Annotated in this window: 22 protein-coding genes; 12 read left to right on the forward strand and 10 right to left on the reverse strand. The window is 53.6% G+C overall.

What is annotated here, in order from left to right:
• Positions 1 to 4: 4 nt before the first annotated feature.
• Positions 5 to 1,408, forward strand: a complete 1,404-nt coding sequence (gene fucK / locus INF86_RS04390; RefSeq protein WP_038415503.1) for an L-fuculokinase — start codon at positions 5 to 7, stop codon at positions 1,406 to 1,408.
• A complete protein-coding gene (gene fucU, locus INF86_RS04395) occupies positions 1,401 to 1,829 on the forward strand; it encodes an L-fucose mutarotase (RefSeq protein ID WP_023299449.1) in 429 nt (142 codons plus the stop codon). The genes fucK and fucU overlap by 8 nt, the downstream gene beginning before the upstream one ends.
• A gap of 40 nt (positions 1,830 to 1,869) precedes the next feature.
• Here fucU and cyoE read toward each other — a convergent pair whose 3' ends face one another.
• The 7 genes from cyoE to INF86_RS04430 all read right to left on the reverse strand — a co-directional run bounded on the left by cyoE (position 1,870) and on the right by INF86_RS04430 (position 9,232).
• Positions 1,870 to 2,757 carry a heme o synthase gene (cyoE, locus tag INF86_RS04400; protein ID WP_022647242.1) on the reverse strand — a complete coding sequence of 296 codons (888 nt, stop codon included), beginning with the start codon at positions 2,755 to 2,757 and terminating at the stop codon, positions 1,870 to 1,872.
• Between the two features lie 11 nt (positions 2,758 to 2,768).
• Complete coding sequence (locus tag INF86_RS04405; protein ID WP_006809888.1) at positions 2,769 to 3,095, reverse strand: cytochrome o ubiquinol oxidase subunit IV; 327 nt, start codon at positions 3,093 to 3,095, stop codon at positions 2,769 to 2,771.
• The gene (locus tag INF86_RS04410) at positions 3,095 to 3,709 is read right to left on the reverse strand and encodes a cytochrome o ubiquinol oxidase subunit III (protein ID WP_022647243.1); all 615 of its coding nucleotides are present in this window, start codon (positions 3,707 to 3,709) and stop codon (positions 3,095 to 3,097) included. Before INF86_RS04410 ends, INF86_RS04405 begins: the two co-directional genes overlap by 1 nt.
• A complete protein-coding gene (gene cyoB / locus INF86_RS04415) occupies positions 3,699 to 5,690 on the reverse strand; it encodes a cytochrome o ubiquinol oxidase subunit I (protein ID WP_006809887.1) in 1,992 nt (663 codons plus the stop codon). Before cyoB ends, INF86_RS04410 begins: the two co-directional genes overlap by 11 nt.
• Positions 5,691 to 5,706: 16 nt before the next feature.
• The gene (gene cyoA / locus INF86_RS04420; protein ID WP_006809886.1) at positions 5,707 to 6,654 is read right to left on the reverse strand and encodes a cytochrome o ubiquinol oxidase subunit II; all 948 of its coding nucleotides are present in this window, start codon (positions 6,652 to 6,654) and stop codon (positions 5,707 to 5,709) included.
• 478 nt (positions 6,655 to 7,132) lie between these two features.
• Positions 7,133 to 8,608, reverse strand: coding sequence for a muropeptide MFS transporter AmpG (gene ampG, locus INF86_RS04425; RefSeq protein WP_058676956.1), 1,476 nt, complete (start codon positions 8,606 to 8,608; stop codon positions 7,133 to 7,135).
• 45 nt (positions 8,609 to 8,653) lie between these two features.
• Positions 8,654 to 9,232, reverse strand: coding sequence for a lipoprotein (locus INF86_RS04430; protein WP_022647246.1), 579 nt, complete (start codon positions 9,230 to 9,232; stop codon positions 8,654 to 8,656).
• A gap of 303 nt (positions 9,233 to 9,535) precedes the next feature.
• Here INF86_RS04430 and bolA point away from each other — a divergent pair, with 303 nt between their 5' ends.
• The 9 genes from bolA to INF86_RS04475 all read left to right on the forward strand — a co-directional run bounded on the left by bolA (position 9,536) and on the right by INF86_RS04475 (position 19,900).
• A complete protein-coding gene (bolA, locus tag INF86_RS04435; RefSeq protein WP_003859051.1) occupies positions 9,536 to 9,853 on the forward strand; it encodes a transcriptional regulator BolA in 318 nt (105 codons plus the stop codon).
• Between the two features lie 331 nt (positions 9,854 to 10,184).
• A complete protein-coding gene (gene tig, locus INF86_RS04440; protein ID WP_006809881.1) occupies positions 10,185 to 11,483 on the forward strand; it encodes a trigger factor in 1,299 nt (432 codons plus the stop codon).
• Between the two features lie 260 nt (positions 11,484 to 11,743).
• On the forward strand, positions 11,744 to 12,367 hold the full coding sequence (gene clpP / locus INF86_RS04445) for an ATP-dependent Clp endopeptidase proteolytic subunit ClpP (protein WP_006809880.1): 624 nt from the start codon (positions 11,744 to 11,746) through the stop codon (positions 12,365 to 12,367).
• A 127-nt stretch (positions 12,368 to 12,494) separates the two neighbouring features.
• A complete protein-coding gene (gene clpX / locus INF86_RS04450; RefSeq protein ID WP_006809879.1) occupies positions 12,495 to 13,769 on the forward strand; it encodes an ATP-dependent protease ATP-binding subunit ClpX in 1,275 nt (424 codons plus the stop codon).
• A 184-nt stretch (positions 13,770 to 13,953) separates the two neighbouring features.
• Complete coding sequence (gene lon / locus INF86_RS04455) at positions 13,954 to 16,308, forward strand: endopeptidase La (RefSeq protein WP_006809878.1); 2,355 nt, start codon at positions 13,954 to 13,956, stop codon at positions 16,306 to 16,308.
• Between the two features lie 210 nt (positions 16,309 to 16,518).
• The gene (gene hupB, locus INF86_RS04460; protein ID WP_002444653.1) at positions 16,519 to 16,791 is read left to right on the forward strand and encodes a nucleoid-associated protein HU-beta; all 273 of its coding nucleotides are present in this window, start codon (positions 16,519 to 16,521) and stop codon (positions 16,789 to 16,791) included.
• 212 nt (positions 16,792 to 17,003) lie between these two features.
• Positions 17,004 to 18,875, forward strand: a complete 1,872-nt coding sequence (ppiD, locus tag INF86_RS04465; RefSeq protein WP_023299452.1) for a peptidylprolyl isomerase — start codon at positions 17,004 to 17,006, stop codon at positions 18,873 to 18,875.
• A 148-nt stretch (positions 18,876 to 19,023) separates the two neighbouring features.
• Complete coding sequence (locus INF86_RS04470) at positions 19,024 to 19,404, forward strand: helix-hairpin-helix domain-containing protein (RefSeq protein ID WP_063152352.1); 381 nt, start codon at positions 19,024 to 19,026, stop codon at positions 19,402 to 19,404.
• Positions 19,405 to 19,501: 97 nt separating this feature from the next.
• Positions 19,502 to 19,900 (forward strand): YbgC/FadM family acyl-CoA thioesterase, encoded by a 399-nt coding sequence (locus tag INF86_RS04475; protein WP_017694410.1) that lies wholly within the window; start codon positions 19,502 to 19,504, stop codon positions 19,898 to 19,900.
• Between the two features lie 62 nt (positions 19,901 to 19,962).
• Here INF86_RS04475 and queC read toward each other — a convergent pair whose 3' ends face one another.
• The gene (queC, locus tag INF86_RS04480; RefSeq protein ID WP_045142053.1) at positions 19,963 to 20,658 is read right to left on the reverse strand and encodes a 7-cyano-7-deazaguanine synthase QueC; all 696 of its coding nucleotides are present in this window, start codon (positions 20,656 to 20,658) and stop codon (positions 19,963 to 19,965) included.
• A gap of 66 nt (positions 20,659 to 20,724) precedes the next feature.
• Entirely contained in the window at positions 20,725 to 22,425 is a 1,701-nt protein-coding gene (locus INF86_RS04485) for an SgrR family transcriptional regulator (RefSeq protein WP_063150411.1), read from the reverse strand.
• Positions 22,426 to 22,526: 101 nt separating this feature from the next.
• Here INF86_RS04485 and cof point away from each other — a divergent pair, with 101 nt between their 5' ends.
• Entirely contained in the window at positions 22,527 to 23,345 is an 819-nt protein-coding gene (cof, locus tag INF86_RS04490; protein WP_023299454.1) for an HMP-PP phosphatase, read from the forward strand.
• Positions 23,346 to 23,386: 41 nt separating this feature from the next.
• Here cof and INF86_RS04495 read toward each other — a convergent pair whose 3' ends face one another.
• On the reverse strand, positions 23,387 to 24,433 hold the full coding sequence (locus INF86_RS04495) for a PLP-dependent cysteine synthase family protein (RefSeq protein ID WP_108367252.1): 1,047 nt from the start codon (positions 24,431 to 24,433) through the stop codon (positions 23,387 to 23,389).
• Between the last annotated feature and the right edge of the window lie 43 nt (positions 24,434 to 24,476).

The raw sequence follows: 24,476 nt of genomic DNA on the forward strand, positions 1-24,476 counted from the left end.
CGCAATGAAAAAATGTTTTCTGGTTCTCGATTGTGGCGCGACGAACGTGCGCGCCATTGCGCTGGATCCTGAAGGGAATATTGTGGCGCGAGCCTCGGTGGCGAACGAAAGCGAAAGTGCCGCTGAAAATCCGGCCTGGCACCAGTGGTCGCTCGACGCCATCATGCAACGTTTTGCCGTCTGTTGTCAGAAAATCAGCGCAGTGCTGAGCAAGCATCAACTGTGCGGAATGAGTGTGACGACCTTTGGCGTGGATGGCGCGCTGGTAGATGAGCGCGGAGAACTGCTTTACCCGATCATCAGCTGGAAATGTCCACGGACCGTGCCGGTGATGGAAGCGGTTGCCCGTTTGTGCTCCCCGGCTGAACTACAGCAGATCACCGGCGTTGGGCAGTTTAGTTTCAACACGTTGTATAAGCTAGGCTGGCTTCAGGACAACCATCCCAATCTGTTACAGCGTGCTCACGCCTGGCTTTTTATCTCCTCGCTAATCAACCATCGCCTGACCGGAAAAATGACGACCGATCTCACGATGGCCGGTACCAGTCAGATGTTCGATCTGCATCAGCGGTGCTTCAGCGAAACGATCTTAAGCAAGATCGGCGTGCCTCATTCCCTTTTCCCGCCGCTGGTTTCCCCCGGAGAGATGATGGGTGAACTGCAGCCCGACGCTGCATCCAGACTCGGATTGCCTTGCGGTGTGCCGGTGATCTCCGCCGGGCACGATACGCAGTTTGCCCTTTTTGGCGCCGGTGCGGGAATTAATGAGCCGGTTCTCTCTTCGGGAACCTGGGAGATTTTAATGGCGCGCACATCGCAGGTTGATACCGCTTTACTGGGGCAATACCCGGGCGCGACCTGCGAACTGGATAGCCGGACAGGGCTCTATAATCCGGGAATGCAATATCTGGCGTCTGGCGTACTGGAGTGGATCCGCGCGCTGTTCTGGTCGCCTGATGTCAACTGGGACACTATTCTGGCTCAGGCGGCGGCAATTCCGTACGGGGCGGATGGCGTCACGATGAATACCCAGTTGCTCGATTCTCCGCTCGCTGGCTGGCAGGGCGTTACGCTCACCACCACGCCAGCCCATTTTTACCGCGCAGCCCTGGAAGGACTTACGGTGCATCTGCAAGAAAAACTCCAGGCGCTGGAGGCGATCGCGCAATTTAAGGCGCGTGAACTCCTGCTGGTGGGGGGAGGTAGCCGCAATATGCTGTGGAATCAGCTCAAGTCCAATGCGCTTGGGATCCCGGTGAAGGTGCTTGAAGATGCAGATACGACCGTGCTGGGGGCGTCTTTGTACGGATGGTGGGGCGTCGGAGAAACGGCCAGCGCTGAGGCTGCTCGCGATCGGGTCCACTATCGTTACCGTTATTTCTATCCTGAGGAGCAAAGCCGTGCTTAAAACGATATCCCCACTGATTTCACCCGAGCTGCTGAAAACGCTGGCAGAGATGGGCCATGGTGACGAGATTATTTTTGCAGACGCTCACTTTCCCGCGCACAGCCTGGGGCCAAAGACGATCCGCGCAGATGGCCTGCTCATCAGCGATTTGCTGGCCGCGGTGATACCGCTGTTTGAACTCGACAGCTATGCGCCACCGCTGGTGATGATGGCCCCTGTCGACGGGGATACGCTCGATATACAGGTAGAAGCACGCTATCGCAACGCACTCTTTGGTGAGGCGGAAGGGGAGGGGATTATGCGTATTGACCGTTATGCGTTTTATGCGCGGGCACAGAAAGCGTACGCCATTGTGGTGACAGGCGAGACAGCGAAATACGGCAATATACTGTTAAAGAAAGGGGTTACGCCGTACCAATAAAAAACGCCGGGTTAAACCCGGCGTTTTCACTTCAGTCTTCTTACCAGACGTACGTCAGCAGGCTTTGTGAATCTGGCACCATGAAGTCTACGGACATCATCACGGACAGGGAGGTGATGGCGACAATCGAGAACACAAACAGCTTGCGTGCCCAGACCTTGTCATCTTCCACTTTGTAACCGCGCAGAGCCATGCCGAGCCACCAGACGCTCACCGCAGCGGCCACCACCAGATATTTATATCCGGCGTAACCGCCCAGAGAGAGCATCAGCGTTGCCACGGCAAAAGCGATGATGTACAGCGTGATGTGGTTTTTGGCAACTGAGATGCCTTTCACGACCGGCAGAACCGGAATGTTCGCTGCCTGATAATCCTTAAAGCGGAAAATCGCGATGGCGTAGGAGTGCGGCATCTGCCACAGGCTAAAGATAGCCAGCAGGATCAGCGCACCGCTGTCGAACTCGTTCGTGACGGCGCAGTAGCCAATCACCGGCGGCGCAGCGCCGGAGAGAGAACCAATCAGCGTGCCGTAGACGGAGTGGCGTTTCATATACAGGCTGTAGACGCCTACATACACCACGAACCCCATCACCCCCAGCCAGCAGGCCAGCGGGTTAGCACCAAACCACAGCAGCATAAAGCCAGCAATACCCAGCAAGGTGGCGTACACCAGCGAGACGGAAGGAGCAATCAGGCCTTTAACCAGCACCCGATTTTTGGTCCTTTCCATCTTCTTGTCGATATCCATGTCGATGTAGTTGTTAAATACACAACCGGACGCAACCACCAGTGACACACCGACCAGCGTGTAAATAAAGAGGGTGTAATCAATGCTGCCTTTAGAGGCCAGCAGGAACCCTCCGATTACGGAGATCAGGTTGCCAAAGATGATGCCTGGTTTCGTGACTTGCAGGTATTGCTTAAACATACTCGCCGCTCTTAGTGAACCATCATGTTGTAGTTAAGGTTCCACATAATCCAGATGGAACCGACTACCAGGATAGCGATGATAATCACGGTAAAGATAAAGGCCGTCATGTTCCAGCCTTCATCGGACTTGGTATTCATGTGCAGGAAGCAAACCAGATGCACCAGAATCTGAATCACCGCGGTCACCAGGATTGCGCCCAGGATAACCGGCTTAGATGCAGAACCGTTCATCACCATCCAGAACGGGATCACCGTCAGGATGATCGACAGGATGAAACCTGTCATGTAGGTTTTTACGCTGCCGTGGGAAGCGCCATGATCGTTAGAATGACTCATTACATCGCCCCCATCAGATAGACAACAGAGAACACACAGATCCATACCACGTCCAGGAAGTGCCAGAACAGGCTCAGGCACATGATACGGGTACGGTTAGTACTGGTCAGGCCGCGACGGGAGATCTGGAACATCAGCACTGCCATCCAGATCAGACCCGAGGTCACGTGCAGACCGTGGGTGCCGACCAGCGCGAAGAACGCTGACAGGAAGCCACTGCGATCCGGACCAAAGCCTTCCGCAATCAGGTGATGGAATTCATAGATTTCCATCCCGATAAAGCCAGCACCAAACAACCAGGTCAACGCCAGCCAGGAAACAACCTGGCTTTTGTTGTTTTTGTACATGGCGATAGCCGCCATGCCGTAGGTGATGGAGCTGAATAACAGCAGTGCGGTTTCAACCAGAACGAACGGCAGCTCAAAGATGTCCTTACCGGTCGGGCCGCCCGCTGTGCCGTTCACCAGAACGGCATAGGTTGCGAACAGACAGCAGAACAGGATGCAGTCGCTCATCAGGTAGATCCAGAAACCGAAGACTTTCGTCGGTCCTGTATCATGGTGCGCATGTTCATGCGCGTGGGCAGTCGAGTGCGCCAGAGTATCAGTTGCCATTTTTCAGCCCCGCTTTAGAAATCTCGTCAAAATGCTGGTTTTCCAGCTTTTCAACTTCACGGACTGGTACGTAGTAGTCCACGTCCTCGTCAAAGCTCTTCACAATCCAGCTGATTACGATGCCAGCGAAGCCAACAATCGCCATCCACCAGATGTGCCAGATCATTGCGAAACCAAATACCGTTGCGAAGGCGGCAATCACGATGCCCGCACCGCTGTTTTTCGGCATATGGATCTCTTCGTAATGTTCAGGTTGCTTGTACGCTTCACCTTTTTCTTTCATTTCCCAGAATGCGTCACGCTCATGAATGTGCGGCACTACGGCAAAGTTATAGAACGGAGGTGGAGAAGAGGTAGACCACTCCAGCGTACGGCCACCCCACGGGTCACCGGTCAGGTCGCGGTTCAGGTTACGGTCACGGATAGACACGTAGTACTGAATCAGCTGGCACAGGATACCGCAGGCAATCAGCGCGGCGCCGCCCGCTGCAATCATCAGCATCGGATGGAACTGCGGATCGATCTGCTGGCTCAGACGACGGGTCATCCCCATGAAGCCCAGCACGTACAGCGGCATAAACGCCACGAAGAAGCCGATGATCCAGAACCAGAAGGCGCGTTTGCCCCATTTTTCGTTCAGGGTGAAACCGAACGCTTTTGGCCACCAGTAGGTCACACCTGCGAAGCAGCCGAAGACGACGCCGCCGATGATAACGTTATGGAAGTGCGCAATCAGGAACAGACTGTTGTGCAGGACAAAGTCAGCGCCTGGAACCGCCAGCAGCACGCCGGTCATCCCACCTACGGAGAAGGTCACGATGAAGCCGATGGTCCACAGCATCGCTGAGTGGAACTGGATACGGCCCTGGTACATGGTGAACAGCCAGTTGAAGATCTTAACCCCGGTCGGGATCGCGATAATCATAGTGGTAATACCGAAGAAGGCGTTTACGTTGGCGCCCGCACCCATGGTGAAGAAGTGGTGCAGCCAGACGATGAACGACAGGACGGTAATACACACGGTTGCCCACACCAGAGAGGTGTAACCAAACAGACGTTTACGCGAGAAGGTTGCCGCGATTTCGGAGAACACACCGAACACCGGCAGAACCAGGATGTACACTTCCGGGTGACCCCAGGCCCAAATCAGGTTGATGTACATCATCATGTTGCCACCCATATCATTCGTGAAGAAATGGGTACCCAGATAGCGATCCAGGGTCAGCAGCGCGATGGTGACGGTCAGAATTGGGAACGACGCGATAATCAGGACGTTGGCGCACAGAGATGCCCAGGTAAATACTGGCATCTTGAACATCGTCATACCTGGTGCACGCATCTTCAGGATGGTCACGAAGAAGTTAATACCGGTCAGGGTGGTACCGACACCGGAGAGCTGAAGCGCCCAAATCCAGTAGTCAACGCCCACGCCCGGACTGTACTCAATTCCCGAAAGTGGCGGGTAGGCCAGCCAGCCGGTCTGAGCAAATTCGCCCACACCCAGTGACAGGTTAACCAGGATAACGCCGACAACGGTGAACCAGAAGCTCAGGTTGTTCAGGAACGGGAACGCAACGTCGCGCGCGCCGATTTGCAGCGGAACGACAACGTTCATCAGACCGATTACCAGCGGCATCGCCACGAAGAAGATCATGATAACGCCGTGAGCGGTAAAGATCTGATCGTAGTGGTGCGGTGGCAGGAATCCGGCTTCGCCCGCAGACGCAAGCGCCTGCTGGCTACGCATCATGATTGCATCCGCAAAGCCACGAATTAACATGACGATACCGACGATGCAGTACATGATGCCGAGTTTTTTGTGGTCAACCGAAGTCAGCCACTCGTTCCACAGGTAGCTCCACTTACCGAAGTAAGTGATCAGGCCAACTAAGGCCGCGCCACCAATGATAATTGCAGCAATCGTAACCATGATAATGGGTTCATGGTACGGCACCGCATCCAATGTCAATTTTCCGAACATTTTCTTCCTCGGCCCCTTAGTGAGCGGTTTCCGCGTGGCTCATGTCCATGCCTTCCATACCCTGGTGCGTGTTGTGCTCGCCTTCAGGCTGGGTCATGTCCATGCTCATGCCGTGATCCATAAATTTGCCAATAACATCTTTGAACAGATTCGGTTTCACGTTAGAGAAGTACTCCACCTTGTTGTATTCGCTAGGTGCAGCCACTTTTTCGAACGCCGCCATGTCAGACATGGTGTTTGGAGACTGCTTCGCTTTTGCAACCCACTGGTCAAAAGTCGCGCGGTCTGGCGTAGCGATAGCTTTGAACTTCATACCCGAGAAGCCCGGGCCACTATAGCTGGCGGAGATACCGTCGTAGGTGCCTGCTTCATTCGCAATCAGATGCAGGTTAGTCTGCATACCGGCCATCGCGTAAATCTGGCTGCCCAGACGTGGGATGAAGAAGGAGTTCATTACGGAGTTGGAGGTCACTTTGAACTGAACCGGAGTGTTCGCCGGGAAGGCGATTTCATTCACGGTAGCAATGCCCTGTTCTGGATAGATGAAGAACCATTTCCAGTCCATGGAGACCACTTCAATGGTAATGGGTTTTTCATCGTGAACCAGCGGTTTGCTCGGCTCAAGTGCGTGAGTGGTTTTCCAGGTCAGTACAGCAAGGAACAGGATGATCAGAATAGGTACCGTCCAGACCACAGCTTCCACTTTATTGGAGTGTGACCAGTTAGGGCTATACTTCGCATCTTTATTGCTCGCACGATACTTCCAGGCGAAACCAACAGCCATCAAGATGGCAGGAATAACCACAATCAACATCAGGCCAAAAGCCGTCAGTATCAATGAACGTTGTTCCAGTCCAATCTGTCCTTTGGGGTCTAGTAGTGCAGAATCGCAGCCACTGAGTAATACAGTGCCTGCGAATAATGACAACCATCCCAAACTTTTATTGTATTTCCTGAGTCTCATTTAACGACCTCAATTCCACGGGAGTCTGGTGGCGTTTAAAGTGTGGGGGCATTTTACGGGAAGGTTACATTACTGTAAACATCATTAGCCCTGTGTCAGGAAGGTGTTACCGGGTTCTGCCGCACATGTCACAAGTGTTGCAAATTATGTCGCGTTTCCAGACGGAAGCCGCACGGAGTGGGCGTTATAACGAAAGGGTGTCCCAGCATACCGCAAAAGGGACAATTGGTATAACCATTGCGAAAAACACACAATTAGTTAACAATTAATTATCAATAAAAAGACAACTAAAAAACGAAAATTCAATGTTTCGAATGCTGAATCGTTTAATGAAAAATAGCGTAGCGAAATAAGCTCCAATAATTTCCGAATGCTATCCCGCACAAAACAACAAATATTTTTTTTGTCGATGGCGGTTATTTCACCGTTATAATTTCGGGCTGTTATTACAACGGGAAATAACCTTTCGCTTTTTACTTCATGTCATCTGCGTCTTTCGTAATGACATGAAATCCAGCATCCCACCCGTCAGGATCCCCGCCAGAGCGAGAAACACACCTGCATCAAGCAGAAGGGTTTCAAAAGGAACTGACAAGTCGGTAGTCGCATTCATGATGAGCACCGTGAGCCACCCTACCAGGGCAAAACAACCTGCCATTAGTAGACGCAGGGCAAACCGATAGGCAGCGTGATATTCCGTGCGCGGCATGAAGTGTTCCGTCCGCTGGGTATATTCCAGCGTCTGGCGACAGACCAGCAGCAATAAAATCCCCGGCACGGCCGCCACCACCGAGAAGAGATAAAAGGTCGGCCAACCGTAGGCTTCAACAAACCAGCCCGCGACGGGGCCAACGTATACGCGCCCGACGGCGGAAAGGGCAGAGAGCAGCGCAAACTGGGTAGCGGAAAATGACTTATTGCACAGCGTCATCAGCAGGGCGACAAATGCCGCAGTGCCCATACCGCCGCACAGGTTCTCAAAGAATACCGCCGTCCCCATACTGATCATATTCTTGTCGGTGATCGACAGCAGCCAGTAACCGGCATTCGATGCGCCCTGAAGTATGCCAAATATCAGCAGAGCGCGGAACAGCGTCAGGCGCTGCATCAATACGCCGCCGTACAGCGCGCCGACAATCGTGGCAAACAGACCCAGGGTTTTGTTCACCACGCCGACCTCGCCCGCATCAAACCCGACGCCGCGGATCAGGAAGGTAGTGGTCAGACTCATGGCGAAAGCGTCGCCAAGCTTATAAAGGACAATAAGCAGCAGGATCAGCCAGGCATTATTGCGACCAAAGAAGTCGCGCAGCGGTGCGGCGACGGCCTGCTCCAGCGAGCGTGGAACCGGGATCACATCGCTCGGTTCAGGCGCGAACAGAGTGGCAATAATGCAGGGGATCAGCAGTGCGGCCATCAGCCAGTACATGCCCTGCCAGCCGAGATAGCGGTCAGCAAGCCACAGTGCGAGTCCGCCGGAAACCAGCATACCCAGGCGGTAGCCGAGCACGCTGATTGCCGCACCGGCGCCACGCTCTTCCGCTGGCAGGACGTCCGTTTTCCAGGCGTCAAAAACAATGTCCTGCGAGGCGGAGCAGAAGGCGATGACCACCGCAAGCGCGGCCATCCAGCGCAGCTGCGTTGACGGTTCAAGGAAACCCATTGCGGCAATGGCGAGCAACAGCAGCACCTGCGTCATCACTAACCAGCCGCGACGGCGCCCGAGGAACGGTGGGGTATAGCGATCCATCACTGGCGACCACAGGAACTTAAAGACGTAAGCCTGGCCGACGAGCGAGAAGAAACCAATGGTTTTAAGATCGATGTTCTCAACCGTCATCCACGCCTGTAACGTGCCGGAGGTGAGCGCAAGGGGTAAACCGGAGGCGAAACCCAGGATCAGCAGAATAGCTGATTTCGGTTGCTGGAAAATGCGTAAGTAGTGACTGGACATGTTCTTATGAACAGACCCGGTGAAGCACCGGGTCAGTCAGCAGGATTAACGTGCGTTCTGCTTGATGAAGTCGTGAATGCTGGTGTCCTGTGCCATGTCGGCAATGGTGTCAGTCAGCACGCTGTTAACCGCGTTAGCGATATTTTTGTTGGAGGCCTGGAATGCGCCTTCAACGGAATAGCTTGCACGGTAGTTTTTGTTCATCTTGTTGCCGTTCTTCGCGGTAGCGATGATGGAGATATCGGCTTTGGTCGCAATGTTGTAGCGAACGTTACCCTGGGAGACGTCAGCGTACAGGTTGTTCACGATGATTTGCAGATCAACCGCGCCGCTTGGGCCAATCATGTAGCCACGGGAGGTCATCTGTTTTTCCAGTACTTCCTGCAACAGGAAGCGCAGGTCGCGGGAAGCGGTCAGCGTAACCTGCTGGTTGTCGCGAGTCACTTTCGCCAGCGCCTGGTCCTGACGCTGATCGGCGCCATTAATGCTGACCGTCACGCCCATCAGGCTTGGATCCTGCTGAGGCAGGGTAATTTTTGGTGAAACGTCAATGGTCGTCGGCGGGGTTGCGCAACCGGCGAGCATAAAGAGTGCTACCAACGGAAAGAAGATTTTTTTTAACATTTTCGGGTTCTCAACGAATCGTAAGCAAAGAGAGAAAAATTGCCGCCATCATAACATCGCCAACGGCCAGGGGAAGTGGTCAACGCATGTAAATTCATCGCCTTGTCCGAAAACTGACCACCTTTCCGCTTTTCTCTACCTGTAAGTGACAAAACGTATGAACCTCATAGTGAACTTCATCTGTTTGGATGAGAAAATCAGACGAAAGCTAAATATTTGTTGTCACGGTGTAATGGAACCGGTAAAAGCGGCTAATATTTAAAGGGATGGGTGACATCTTAGCGTTGTCGGAGGAGTGATTTCATGATGATACGTGAACAGATAGAAGAAAAATTAAGGGCAGCGTTCAACCCTGTGTTTCTCGAAGTTGTCGACGAAAGCTATCGTCATAACGTGCCGGCAGGTTCTGAAAGCCACTTCAAAGTGGTTCTGGTCAGCGATCGCTTCACGGGAGAACGTTTCCTGAACCGACACCGCTTGATCTACAGCACCTTGACGGAAGAACTCTCCACAACCGTACATGCGCTGGCGCTGCATACCTACACCATTAAGGAATGGGAAGGGCTGCAGGATACGGTATTCGCATCACCGCCTTGTCGGGGTGCAGGCACCATCGCCTGATAAATCGGATTTGCAACCGCCGGAGTTTTTCCAGTATGTTGCTTACAGATTTCGTCAAAACGGCCTTCGGGCCGTTTTGTTTTGTCTGAGTTTTGAGCGGATGGCGCGTTTTTAAGGCTAAAAATAGCCTTAAAGTGTGAAAAAAGCCGCAGCAACATGCTCCAACCGTTCTCGACTCACCTAAGTGATGCCGCTATAATGCCGCGTCTTATTGAATGTCTTCGGGATGATTCTGGCGACAGGGAATGTGAATCTGCACATAAGAGAGCATCCCGGTATAACAGACAGATTCAGAGTTGACCGAGCACTGTGATTTTTTTGAGGTAACAAGATGCAAGTTTCAGTTGAAACCACTCAAGGCCTTGGCCGCCGTGTAACGATTACTATCGCTGCTGACAGCATCGAAACTGCTGTGAAAAGCGAGCTGGTCAACGTAGCAAAAAAAGTACGTATTGACGGCTTCCGCAAGGGCAAAGTACCAATGAATGTTGTTGCTCAGCGTTATGGCGCTTCCGTGCGTCAGGATGTGCTGGGTGAACTGATGAGCCGCAACTTTATCGACGCGATCATCAAAGAAAAAATCAATCCAGCCGGCGCGCCAAACTACGTTCCAGGTGAATACAAGCAGGGCGAAGACTTCACCTATTCCGTAGAGTTCGAAGTGTACCCGGAAGTTGAGCTGAAAGGTCTGGAATCAATCGAAGTTGAAAAACCGATCGTTTCCGTGACTGACGAAGACGTTGACGGCATGCTGGATACCCTGCGTAAGCAGCAGGCGAACTGGAAAGAGAAAGAAGGCGCTGTTGACGCGGAAGACCGCGTAACCATCGACTTCACCGGTTCAGTAGACGGCGAAGAGTTCGAAGGCGGTAAAGCGTCTGATTTCGTACTGGCGATGGGTCAGGGTCGTATGATCCCAGGCTTCGAAGACGGTATCAAAGGCCACAAAGCAGGCGAAGAGTTCACCATCGACGTGACCTTCCCTGAAGAATACCACGCTGAAAACCTGAAAGGTAAAGCAGCGAAGTTCGTCATCAACCTGAAGAAAGTTGAAGAGCGCGAACTGCCAGAACTGACTGAAGAATTCATCAAGCGTTTCGGCGTGGAAGATGGTTCTGTTGCGGGTCTGCGTGCTGAAGTGCGTAAAAACATGGAGCGCGAGCTGAACGGCGCTGTACGTAACCGTGTGAAGTCTCAGGCGATTGAAGGTCTGGTGAAAGCGAACGACATCGACGTTCCTGCTGCCCTGATCGACAGCGAAATCGACGTTCTGCGCCGTCAGGCTGCACAGCGCTTCGGTGGCAACCAGCAGCAAGCGATGGAACTGCCACGCGAGCTGTTCGAAGAGCAAGCGAAACGTCGCGTTGTTGTTGGCCTGCTGCTGGGTGAAGTGATTCGTACCCACGAGCTGAAAGCTGACGAAGAGCGTGTGAAAGGCCTGATCGAAGAGATGGCTTCTGCATACGAAGATCCATCAGAAGTGATCGAGTTCTACGGTAAGAACAAAGAGCTGATGGACAACATGCGCAACGTTGCACTGGAAGAGCAGGCTGTTGAAGCGGTACTGGCGAAAGCGAAAGTAACCGAAAAAGAGACCTCTTTCACCGAACTGATGAACCAGCAGGCGTAATTTCGCCCCAACGGTTTAAAGTTTGAACAAAAAACCCGTTGCCCTCCGGCGACGGGTTTTTTTTATCACAGCTTTAGTCCTGGAAGGGTGCTAAAACGCCCTTTCAGTGTTAGCGTTACAACAAAACGTTGTTATGCTTGAAATAGGGCATGGCGACCCCCATTAGTATGTAATCACGATGATTGAGACTGGCTGATAATCCGTCCATAAGGTTACAATCAGTACAGCAGGTGTTTTCAATTTTGAACCAGGAGACGGAAATGTCATACAGTGGCGAACGAGATAACTTTGCACCCCATATGGCGCTGGTGCCAATGGTTATTGAACAGACCTCACGCGGTGAGCGATCTTTCGATATCTATTCCCGTCTGCTCAAGGAACGCGTTATCTTTCTGACCGGCCAGGTGGAAGACCATATGGCTAACCTGATCGTGGCGCAGATGCTGTTCCTGGAAGCGGAAAACCCGGAAAAAGACATTTACCTGTACATCAACTCGCCGGGCGGTGTGATTACGGCGGGCATGTCTATTTATGACACCATGCAATTCATCAAGCCGGATGTCAGCACCATCTGTATGGGACAGGCGGCGTCCATGGGGGCTTTCCTGTTAACCGCAGGGGCGAAAGGTAAGCGTTTCTGCCTGCCTAACTCCCGCGTGATGATTCACCAGCCGCTGGGTGGTTACCAGGGCCAGGCGACGGATATTGAAATCCACGCCCGAGAAATTCTGAAAGTAAAAGCGCGCATGAATGAACTTATGGCGCAGCATACGGGTCAACCACTCGAGCAGATCGAGCGCGATACCGAGCGCGATCGCTTCCTGTCTGCACCTGAGGCAGTTGAGTACGGCTTAGTCGACTCCATTTTGACCCATCGTAATTGATGCCCGCGACGCGAGTGTGCCGCTATACTAATTTAGGGCGGCACGTTGCCTGTAAGCAGCTTGCGTCTGAGTATGGCATTTGCGTCGTCATGTGCGGCACATAGAACTTAAAAAGAGGTTTGGACTCATGACAGATAAACGCAAAGATGGTTCGGGCAAACTGCTGTACTGCTCTTTTTGCGGCAAAAGCCAGCATGAAGTGCGTAAACTGATTGCCGGGCCGTCCGTGTATATCTGCGACGAATGCGTCGATTTATGTAACGACATCATTCGCGAAGAGATTAAAGAAGTCGCGCCGCACCGTGAGCGCAGCGCGTTACCAACGCCACACGAGATTCGCCACCACCTGGACGACTATGTCATTGGTCAGGAGCAGGCGAAAAAAGTGCTGGCGGTGGCGGTATACAACCACTACAAGCGTCTGCGTAACGGCGATACCAGCAATGGCGTGGAACTGGGCAAAAGTAACATTCTGCTGATCGGGCCTACGGGTTCCGGTAAAACGTTGCTGGCGGAAACGCTGGCGCGCCTGCTGGATGTTCCGTTCACCATGGCGGATGCCACCACCCTGACCGAAGCCGGTTATGTGGGCGAAGACGTTGAAAATATTATCCAGAAGCTGCTCCAGAAGTGCGATTACGACGTACAGAAAGCCCAGCGCGGGATCGTCTATATCGATGAGATTGACAAAATCTCCCGTAAATCAGACAACCCATCCATCACCCGTGACGTCTCGGGCGAAGGCGTGCAGCAGGCGCTCCTGAAGCTGATTGAAGGTACGGTTGCGGCTGTTCCACCGCAGGGTGGGCGTAAACATCCGCAGCAGGAATTCTTGCAGGTTGATACCTCCAAGATCCTGTTTATCTGTGGTGGTGCGTTTGCAGGCCTGGATAAAGTGATCTCACACCGTGTGGAAACCGGCTCCGGCATTGGTTTTGGCGCAACGGTGAAAGCTACGTCTGAAAAACCAAACGAAGGCCAGCTGCTGGCGCAGGTTGAACCGGAAGATCTGATCAAATTTGGTTTGATTCCGGAATTTATCGGCCGTCTGCCGGTTGTGGCGACCCTGAACGAACTGAGCGAAGACGCGCTGATTCAGATCCTGAAAGAGCCGAAAAACGCGCTGACCAAGCAGTATCAGGCGCTGTTTAATCTGGAAGGCGTTGAGCTGGAATTCCGTGACGAAGCACTGGACGCGATTGCCAAGAAAGCGATGGCGCGTAAAACCGGTGCCCGTGGCCTGCGTTCTATCGTGGAAGCAGCATTGCTCGACACGATGTACGATCTCCCTTCTATGGAAGATGTCGAAAAAGTCGTGATCGACGAGTCCGTCATTGGTGGCCAGACCAAGCCGTTACTGATTTACGGTAAACCGGAAGCGCAGCAGGCATCTGGCGAATAATTCACCATTTCATACAATCAGTTAATCAAAAAGGGGGGATTTTATCTCCCCTTTACTTTTTCCGTATTCATGGCGTTGAATGTATGGGAAACATCCCCATATACTGGATTACATGTTAATGGTTGTGTGAAGCACAGTTACATGACCAGTTTACCTGGCGGACACTAAACTAAGAGAGAGCTCTATGAATCCTGAGCGTTCTGAACGCATTGAAATCCCCGTATTGCCGTTGCGCGATGTGGTGGTTTATCCGCACATGGTCATACCCTTATTTGTAGGGCGGGAAAAATCTATCCGTTGCCTCGAAGCCGCCATGGATCATGATAAAAAAATCATGTTGGTTGCGCAGAAGGAAGCATCAACGGATGAGCCGGGTGTAAACGATCTTTTCACCGTCGGGACCGTGGCCTCTATTTTGCAGATGCTGAAGCTGCCAGACGGCACCGTGAAGGTGCTGGTGGAAGGCTTACAGCGCGCGCGTATTACCACTCTGTCAGACGATGGCGAGCACTTCTCTGCGAAGGCAGAGTACCTTGATTCACCGGAACTTGATGAGCGCGAGCAGGAAGTGCTGGTACGCACCGCGATCAGCCAGTTTGAAGGCTACATCAAGCTGAACAAGAAAATCCCACCTGAAGTGCTGACGTCGCTGAACAGCATCGACGATCCTGCACGTCTGGCGGATACCATCGCTGCGCACATGCCGCTGAAGCTGGCTGACAAACAGTCCGTGCTGGAAATGTCCGACGTTAACGAACGTCTGGAATACCTGATGGCGATGATGGAGTCTGAGATCGATCTGCTCCAGGTTGAGAAGCGCATTCGCAACCGCGTCAAAAAGCAGATGGAAAAATCGCAGCGTGAGTACTATCTGAACGAGCAAATGAAAGCCATTCAGAAAGAGCTCGGCGAGATGGACGATGCGCCGGATGAAAACGAAGCGCTGAAGCGTAAGATCGACGCGGCGAAGATGCCGAAAGAGGCGAAAGAGAAAGCCGAAGCTGAGTTGCAGAAGCTGAAAATGATGTCTCCGATGTCGGCGGAAGCGACCGTTGTACGCGGCTACATTGAGTGGATGGTTCAGGTTCCATGGAATGCCCGCAGCAAGGTCAAAAAAGACCTGCGTCAGGCACAGGAAATCCTCGATACCGACCACTATGGCCTGGAACGTGTGAAAGACCGCATTCTTGAGTACCTCGCGGTACAGAGCCGGGTGAACAAAATCAAAGGTCCAATCTTGTGCCTGGTAGGGCCTCCAGGGGTGGGTAAAACCTCTCTGGGCCAGTCCATCGCCAAAGCGACCGGACGTAAGTACATCCGTATGGCGCTGGGCGGCGTGCGTGATGAAGCGGAAATCCGCGGTCACCGCCGTACCTATATCGGTTCTATGCCGGGCAAGCTGATCCAGAAGATGGCGAAAGTGGGCGTCAAAAACCCGCTGTTCCTCCTCGACGAGATCGACAAAATGTCTTCGGACATGCGTGGCGATCCGGCGTCGGCGCTGCTGGAAGTGCTTGATCCAGAGCAGAACGTGGCGTTCAGCGATCACTACCTGGAAGTCGATTACGACCTGAGCGATGTGATGTTCGTGGCGACGTCGAATTCCATGAACATTCCGGCACCGCTGCTGGACCGTATGGAAGTGATCCGTCTGTCCGGTTATACCGAAGACGAGAAGCTGAACATTGCTAAGCAGCACCTGCTGCCGAAGCAGATTGAGCGTAACGCGCTGAAAGCTAACGAGCTGACCGTTGAGGACAGCGCTATTGTCGGCATTATTCGTTACTACACCCGTGAAGCGGGCGTGCGTAGCCTTGAGCGTGAGATCTCTAAACTGTGCCGTAAGGCAGTTAAGCAGCTGCTGCTGGATAAGAGCCTGAAGCACATCGTGATTAACGGCGACAATCTGCATGCTTACCTCGGCGTTCAGCGCTTCGACTATGGCCGTGCGGACAACGAAAACCGCGTTGGTCAGGTGACTGGACTGGCGTGGACGGAAGTGGGTGGCGATCTCCTGACCATTGAAACCGCCTGTGTACCGGGTAAAGGCAAGCTGACCTACACTGGCTCGCTCGGTGAAGTGATGCAGGAGTCCATCCAGGCAGCGTTGACCGTGGTGCGTGCGCGCGCGGAAAAACTGGGTATCAACCCGGATTTCTACGAAAAACGCGACATTCACGTTCACGTTCCGGAAGGGGCGACGCCGAAAGATGGCCCAAGCGCGGGTATTGCTATGTGTACGGCGCTGGTTTCCTGCCTGACGGGGAACCCGGTCCGTGCTGATGTGGCCATGACTGGTGAAATTACGCTGCGTGGTCAGGTACTGCCCATCGGCGGGTTAAAAGAAAAACTGCTGGCGGCACACCGTGGTGGGATCAAAACCGTATTGATTCCTTACGAGAATAAACGCGATCTGGAAGAGATTCCGGACAACGTTATTGCCGATTTGCAGATCCATCCGGTGAAACGCATTGAGGAAGTTCTGACTCTCGCACTGCAAAATGAACCGTCCGGAATGCAGGTTGTAACCGCAAAATAGTGACCTCGCGCAAAGAGCGCTAATAAAAACAAGGCTGGTAAGTCATTTCGTACTTGCCAGCCTTTTTTTGTATAGCTAATTTAGATTGCTGATTGGGTTAGCCATCAACAACGGGTGTTGTAAGGTCATAGCAGGACTGATATAACTGCTGCGCGGTCGCGCTGTGAAGGATTCAGGTGCGATATAAATTATAAAGAGAGGAAGAGAACAGTGAATAAATCTCAACTGATTGACAAAATTGCTGCGGGTGCTGATATTTCTAAAGCTGCAGCTGGACGTGCTTTAGATGCTTTAATTGCTTCTGTTACTGAATCTCTGCAAGCTGGGGACGACGTTGCACTGGTAGGCTTCGGTACTTTTGCGGTTAAAGAGCGTGCTGCCCGTACTGGCCGCAACCCGCAGACCGGTAAAGAGATCACCATTGCTGCCGCTAAAGTGCCGGGTTTCCGTGCAGGTAAGGCGCTGAAAGACGCAGTAAATTGATTGCTTTCCCGCTCCAGGGAAGCTGAAAAGTACAAGGGCGCATCGTTTGATGTGCCTTTTTTGTTTGTCCAGACCTGATTTGTGCGAGTTTATGCGAGTTGTGGGCTGACAATTGCCCTGTTTTCTTGTCACAATACGCCTTTACGCGCGACGGTCAGGATTTTCCGTCAGCGTCAGGTAACCAGTCACCTACAGCGGAGTGTTGTTACACCATGATGGACAGCTTACGCACGGCTGCTAACAGTCTCGTGCTCAAGATTATTTTCGGTATCATTATCGTGTCGTTCATATTGACCGGTGTGAGTAGTTACCTCATCGGCGGTGGCGCGAACTACGCCGCAAAAGTGAATGGCCAGGAAATTAGCCGTGGGCAGTTCGAGAACGCTTTTGCTGGTGAACGTAACCGCATGCAGCAACAGCTGGGCGACCAATACTCTGAACTTGCAGCCAACGAAGGCTATATGAAAAACCTGCGTCAGCAGACGTTGAACCGCCTTATCGACGAAGCGCTGCTGGACCAGTACGCGAAAAGCCTCGGTCTGGGCATCAGCGATGAGCAGGTTAAAAAAGCCATCTTCTCGACGCAGGCTTTCCAGTCTAATGGGAAGTTCGACAACGCGCGTTACAACAGCATTGTTAACCAGATGGGGATGACGGCTGACCAGTACGCACAGGCGCTGCGTAACCAGTTGACCACGCAACAGCTGATCAACGCGGTGGTGGGCACCGATTTCATGCTGAAAGGCGAAACTGAAGCGCTGGCGGCACTGGTAGCGCAGCAACGCGTGGTGCGTGAAGCGACGATTGATGTCAATGCACTGGCGGCGAAACAGCAGGTTAGCGACGCTGAAGTTAATGCTTACTACGAGCAAAACAAGAACAACTTCATCTCTCCGGAACAGTTCCGCGTAAGCTATATCAAGCTGGATGCTGCCGCGATGCAGAAAAACGCGACTGACGCCGAGATCCAGTCTTATTACGACCAGCATCAGGATCAGTTCACTCAGCCGCAGCGTAACCGTTACAGCGTGATCCAGACCAAAACGGAAGCAGAAGCAAAAGCCGTGCTGGACGAGCTGAACAAAGGCGCTGATTTCGCGACCGTGGCGAAAGCAAAATCCACCGACATTATTTCTGCCAAAAACGGTGGTGATATGGGCTGGCTGGAAGATTCCACTACCCCGGACGAGCTGAAAAATGCGGGTCTTAAAGAGAAAGGCCAACTGTCTGGTGTAATCAAATCCTCCGTTGGCTTCCTGGTGGCGCGTCTGGACGATGTCGTGGCGGCGAAAACCAAGCCGCTGGCTGACGTTCGTGATGATATCGCTGCGAAAGTGAAGCAGGAGAAAGCGCTGGACGCCTTCTATGCTCTGCAACAGAAAGTGAGCGATGCCGCAAGCAACGACAACGAATCACTGGCGGGCGCTGAGCAGGCTGCTGGCGTGAAAGCGGTTGAGACGGGCTGGTTCAGCCATGAAAATCTGCCGGAAGAACTGAACTTCAAACCGGTTTCAGATGCCATTTTCAATGGTGGTCTGGTAGGTGAGAACGGTACGCCGGGCAGCAACTCAGACATCATTACCGTTGACGGTGACCGTGCGTTCGTACTGCGCGTCAGCGAGCACAAAGCCGAGGCAGTGAAGCCCCTGGCGGAAGTGAAAGATCAGGTGGTGGCGCTGGTCAAACACAACAAAGCGGCACAGCAGGCAAAACTGGATGCAGAGAAAATTCTGGCCGATCTGAAAGCCGGTAAGAACGATGCACTGAAAGCGGCTGGCCTGAACTTTGGCGAAGCCAAAACGCTGAGCCGTACCGGTCAGGATCCTGTCAGCCAGGCGGCGTTTGGTCTGAGCCTGCCGGCGAAAGACAAACCTGTCTTTGGCACCACGACCGATATGCAGGGTAACGTGGTGATTCTGGCGCTGGATGAAGTCAAAGCCGGCACGCTGCCAGACGCGCAGAAGAAGGCTATGGTTCAGGGAATTACCCAGAATAATGCCCAGATTGCTTTCGAAGCGATGATGAGCAACCTGCGTAAAGAAGCCAAAATCAAGCTGGGTGATGTGGTGACCCAGGAGCAATAATTACGTACCTGCTCGCAGATTTTCGTAACGCTCTGCAAAAACTAAAGGCCGCTTTCGCGGCCTTTTCCATTTCTGCAATCTGCTGTTTGTCCCTGTTTTCTCGTACGGCTATCGTGGCGTGGCTGTCAACAAACAAGGAGAAAACAGCATGAAATGTGGAATCAAAGCACTGTTAATTACACTGGCTATTGCCACTTCCGGGATGAGTGCGGGCGCGCTGGCGGCGTCGCCCTCGGCTAAAGCGCAGGCTGCACAGAACAAAACAGACTCAGCTGCGCAGGCTTATACGCAATCAAAAGCGACTGATGCCGGTAAAAGTGCAGAGGATGACGGTACGCGAGTCAGCATCAATTCGGCATCGGCAGAAGAGCTCGCGCGCGTGATGAACGGTGTGGGACTTAAAAAAGCCCAGGCCATTGTTAGCTACCGCGAGGAGTACGGTCCTTTCAAAACCCTTGACGATCTCAAGCAGGTGCCGGGTATGGGCAGCGCGCTGGTTGAGCGCAATCTCGCACACCTGACGCTGTAATCGCGTAATCACTTGCACTGCGGCAAAAATTTGCCAGGATAAAGAGGTCATACCAGTTATGACCTCTGAACCTATAACAACGAAAGGCTATTGCGCTATGCAGACACAAATCAAAGTCCGTGGTTATCACCTCGATGTTTACCAGCACGTCAATAACGCCCGCTACCTTGAATTTCTTGAAGAGGCGCGCTGGGATGGCCTGGAGAACAGCGAAAGCTTCCAGTGGCTGACCGCACACAACATCGCGTTTGTGGTCGTCAACATCAACATTAACTACCGCCGCCCGGCTGTGCTTGGGGATGTGCTCACCGTGACCAGTGAGGTCCAACAACTGAATGGCAAAAGTGGTGTATTGAGCCAGGTCGTCACGCTTGAGCCAGAAGGGCAGGTGGTGGCCGATGCGCTGATCACCTTTGTCTGTATCGATCTCAAAACCCAGAAAGCGTTGCCGCTGGAAGGGGAGTTGCGCGAAAAGCTGGAGCTGATGATCGCATAAGTAATATTCAGGAATGCCCGCGCTGTCGACTCCTGTTGTACGACAGCGCGGACAGTTAGCCCTTATTTCAGACCGGTCTTTTTCTGCATCGCGGCCATCACGCCCGCTTTATCCGCAAGATAATGATTCAGACCGTTCGCGCGCAGGTTACAGGCGGCACACTGCCCGCAGCCGTCCCCTTTAATGCCGTTGTAGCAGGTCAGGGTCTCGTTGCGAACGACATCCAGCTTGCCCCAGTAGTCGGCCAGCGCCCAGGTTTCGGCTTTATCCAGCCACATCAGCGGCGTTTCGAAGCGGGTCTCTTTTGCCATTCCCAGATCCACGGCGTGATTGAGCGCTTTCACGAATTCATCCCGGCAGTCCGGGTAGCCAGAGAAGTCGGTCTCACACACGCCCGTGATCACCGCTTCGGCTTTCACCTGGTAGGCATAGATTGCCGTCAGGGTCAGGAAGAGAATATTACGCCCAGGTACGAAGGTATTCGGAATGCCGCTGGCATCCGGTTCGTAATCAGGCACCGGAATGCTGTCGCGGGTGAGGCTGCTGACGGCCAGTTCATTTAACAGCGTCACGTCCAGCACTTTATGAGCGCGGGCGCCCAGTTTGAGGGCCAGTTCACGAGCGACATCGATTTCAGCGCGATGACGCTGACCATAATCAAAAGTGACGCAATGCACTTCATCATACTGGTGAAGTGCCTGAATCAGGCAGGTTGTGGAATCTTGTCCTCCGCTGAACACGACGACGGCACGTTTCATAGATCATCTCGACAGTTACGGTAAAAGCGTCATGTTAACGCCTGGCTAAAGCGGCGACCAGCTTCTTCACGCGTTTGGTGGAGGAAGCCAGGCTTCGGTGAAGTCAAACCAGCCGCGAGTGTTAAGGCGTATGCCGTTGACCCCCGGAGGCGCGCTGATTTGATACTGGTAGTTAAAGAGCGGTGTCAGGACGGCTGTCTCCATTAATCGGCTGAAGATAGCCTGAAGTCCTGCGTGTCGGTCACGTTCGTCGGCCTGCGTCTGCACCGCATCCAGCGTGGCCTGCAAATGGGCGTATGCCGGTGCGCTCAGCAGATGCGGCCAGAGCGCATCGCAGCGGAGCCATTGCTCAAGGGTATACGCTGGCGCTTCGCCAATCAGTCTGTCTCCCATCATGATGTCTGCATCGGCAAGCTGCTGGCAACCGTCCCACGTCTTGGCGTCGTGAAAGATGACGGTCAGTTCACAACCTTGCCGCGCAAGGTATGCTTTTAACTGGCTGGCCATGGTGTGAAGCTCAACCGGCAGGTGGTAGACAAGCGTCAATGCCTCTGGCAGCACAACGTCGGTTAAATCAGTCCACTGGGGGATCGCCCAGCCGGGAAGCAGTTCTTCGGTAGGAGTGATGAGCCCTTCGTTCAGGGGAAGCGTGTGCAGCAGCGTTGAGAGATGAATGATATTAATCAGCCGCTTTGCCTGAAGTTCGCTCAGACGCGGACTTTGTTTCAGCGTGAGGTAGCAGAAGCCCAGACTGGTGCTGTTACTCACCAGCCGCAGGCTGGTCAGCTCGTCGGCCTCGCCAATGGCGATTTGCACCGGGTGGCGACAGCTGGTGCCCAGACTGTAGTCAAAAAGCTGGGGCGTGATCCAGTACTCGATAGCCTTAAGTAACGGATGACCAAGGTGATACTGCTCGTGGCTTTCCAGACGCACCAGTTCAGGCTCAAAAACGCTCAGCCGAAAGGGACCGCTGCCCACCACGGGGTAATCAGGATGCGCCAGACGGCTACAGTAGGTTGCCAGCCTGTGCGCCAGCCAGTAGTCAGGTTGATGGAGAATAAACGTCAGGCTTTGCGGATGCGTGGTTTCGATACGTAAGACGCTGCGGAAAAGCGTGTCCATGCCGGGCTGCGATAGCAGCGCCGTCAGGCTTTGCCTGAGCTGTGCCGTCTCTATTTTATCGCCGTTATGCCAGTGCAGGGTGGAGCGTATGTAGAAATGCCAGCGCAGGCCGTCAGCAGAGACTTCCCAGTGATGCGCCAGATCGCCCGTGGGTTCACTGCTGTTACCATTAAAACGCGTCAAACCAGAGAATACCTGTCCCGCCAGATGCTGCTCCGCCCGGCCAGGGAGAAACCCCGGCTGAAGCGGCTCCAGCGAGCGATAGTAGGGAATACGCAGCGTCGGCGTATCGTTCTGCCATTGCCCGCCCATAAACGGATGCAGCAGCGATCGCAAATCTTCAGGCGCGAGCTGGGCCAGCTCCAGCGCGTTGTGCTGCTGTCCACTTTTCAGGGCCTCTTCCATCATCGTATTACGCAACGAATCCGGGGTGACGTGAAAGCGTAATTCCCCACGCTTTCCTCGTCCGGAGCGGGCGTGCCAGCTTAGCCAGCCCGCCTCCTGCGCCTGGCGCAGCAGGGTGCGTACATGTCGCTCGCTGCAAAAGCAGCGGCTGGCAAGTTCACTGATGGTCACCTGCTGCGTTGCGCCGGCGGAGGGGTGCCACAGACGCTGATACTGGTTAAGACGGTTAAGCTGGCGCATGAAAAACCCGGAACAATAATTATCATCTATTCACTATTACTTCCGTATATCTCACGTAATACTGATGCACAAGTTAACCGCATCACATTTCGGGAGTAATTATGGCTCGGCTCGCTGCATTTGATATGGACGGCACGCTGTTAATGCCGGATCACCGTTTAGGGGAGAAAACCCTGAACACACTTAAGCGCCTGCGCGAGCGTGAAGTCACCCTGACGTTTGCCACTGGTCGTCATGTGCTGGAGATGCGCCATCTGCTGGGAACATTTGCCCTCGATGCGTTCCTGATCACCGGCAACGGGACGCGCATTCACTCCGTCGAGGGCGATGTGCTGCACCGTCAGGATCTGGATCCGGAAGTGGCGGACATCGTCCTGCACAGCACCTGGGATACGCAGGCCAGCGTGCATGTTTTTAACGATGAAGGCTGGTTTACCGGGCGTGAGATCCCGGCCTTGCTGCACGCTCACGTTTACAGTGGCTTTAAATATCAGCTCATCGATTTGCGCCGCATTCCGGCACACAAGGTAACCAAGATCTGCTTCTGCGGCGATCACGACGATCTCTGCCGCCTGCGTATTCAGCTTAACGAGGCGCTGGGCGACCGGGCGCACCTGACCTTCTCGGCGGTGGACTGTCTTGAAGTGCTGCCGGTGGGCTGTAACAAAGGATCTGCGCTGGCGGTGCTGAGCGATCGTCTGGGGCTGACGATGCAGGACTGTATGGCCTTTGGTGACGCCATGAACGACCATGAGATGCTGAGCAGCGTAGGCCGTGGTCTGATTATGGGGAACGCGATGCCGCAACTTATCGCCGCGCTCCCGCATTTACCGGTTATCGGACACTGTCGTAACGAAGCGGTGTCCCATTTTTTGACGCATTGGCTGGACAAAAATAACCTCCCATATTCCCCCGAATAGCGAGATCCTTCCAGCAAGCCAGGCTAAAGCCTGGCTTTTTTTTATTTCACCAGATGCGAAATCTGCGCTTTCCACGGTTCAACATCGCCAATATTGGCCTGCACCCATTCTGCGTTGTAATAGGTGTCCAGGTAGCGCTCCCCGCTGTCGCACAGCAGCGTGACGACAGAGCCGCTAAGGCCTTCTTCACGCATTCTCGCGGCCAGTTGTAGCGCCCCCCACATATTGGTGCCGGTAGAGGCCCCGACTTTACGGCCAAGCTGTGTCTCCAGCCAGTGCGCCGTCGCGACGCTGGCGGCGTCCGGCACGCGGAGCATCTCATCCACAACGTCCGGAATGAACGAGGGTTCGACGCGCGGGCGACCAATTCCTTCGATCTTGCTCCCCACAGGGCTGCGCAGGCTGGCATCGCGAGATTGCCAGTAATCAAGGAACACCGAGTTCTGAGGGTCAACCACCATCAGCTGCGTATCATAACCCTGACAGCGGATATAACGTCCGATGGTGGCGGAGGTTCCGCCCGTGCCCGCGCTCATGACAATGTAAGAGGGGACGGGATGTGGCTCGTGGGTCATCTGGCGGAAAATGCTGTCCGCAATGTTATTATTGCCGCGCCAGTCGGTGGCGCGCTCGGCGAAGGTGAACTGGTCCATATAGTGACCATTTAGTTCGCGGGCCAGCATTTCGGAGGCCGCATAGATTTCGCAGGCGCTTTCCACAAAGTGGCAGCGTCCGCCGTAAAATTCGATCTGTTCAATTTTACGTTTCGCCGTGCAGGAGGGCATCACAGCGATAAACGGCAGGCCCAGCAGGCGGGCAAAGTAGGCCTCTGAGACGGCAGTTGATCCGGACGACGATTCAATAATCGTGGTGCCTTCTTTAATCCAGCCGTTACATAAACCGTATAAAAAGAGTGAACGCGCCAGGCGATGCTTCAGGCTGCCGGTAGGATGGGTACTTTCATCCTTCAGGTAAAGCTGAATGCCGGGAAATCCAGGCAAAGGCAGGCGGATCAAATGGGTATCTGCCGAGCGCTGATAGTCGGCATTTATTTCGCTGATGGCATGTTTAACCCAGGTGCTATTCATCGTAGTTATCCGTTTGTCATTTTGTGCCCAGCATAGCGAAAAG

This window comes from Enterobacter cloacae complex sp. I1M (assembly GCF_014982425.1).
Taxonomy (GTDB): domain Bacteria; phylum Pseudomonadota; class Gammaproteobacteria; order Enterobacterales; family Enterobacteriaceae; genus Enterobacter; species Enterobacter intestinihominis.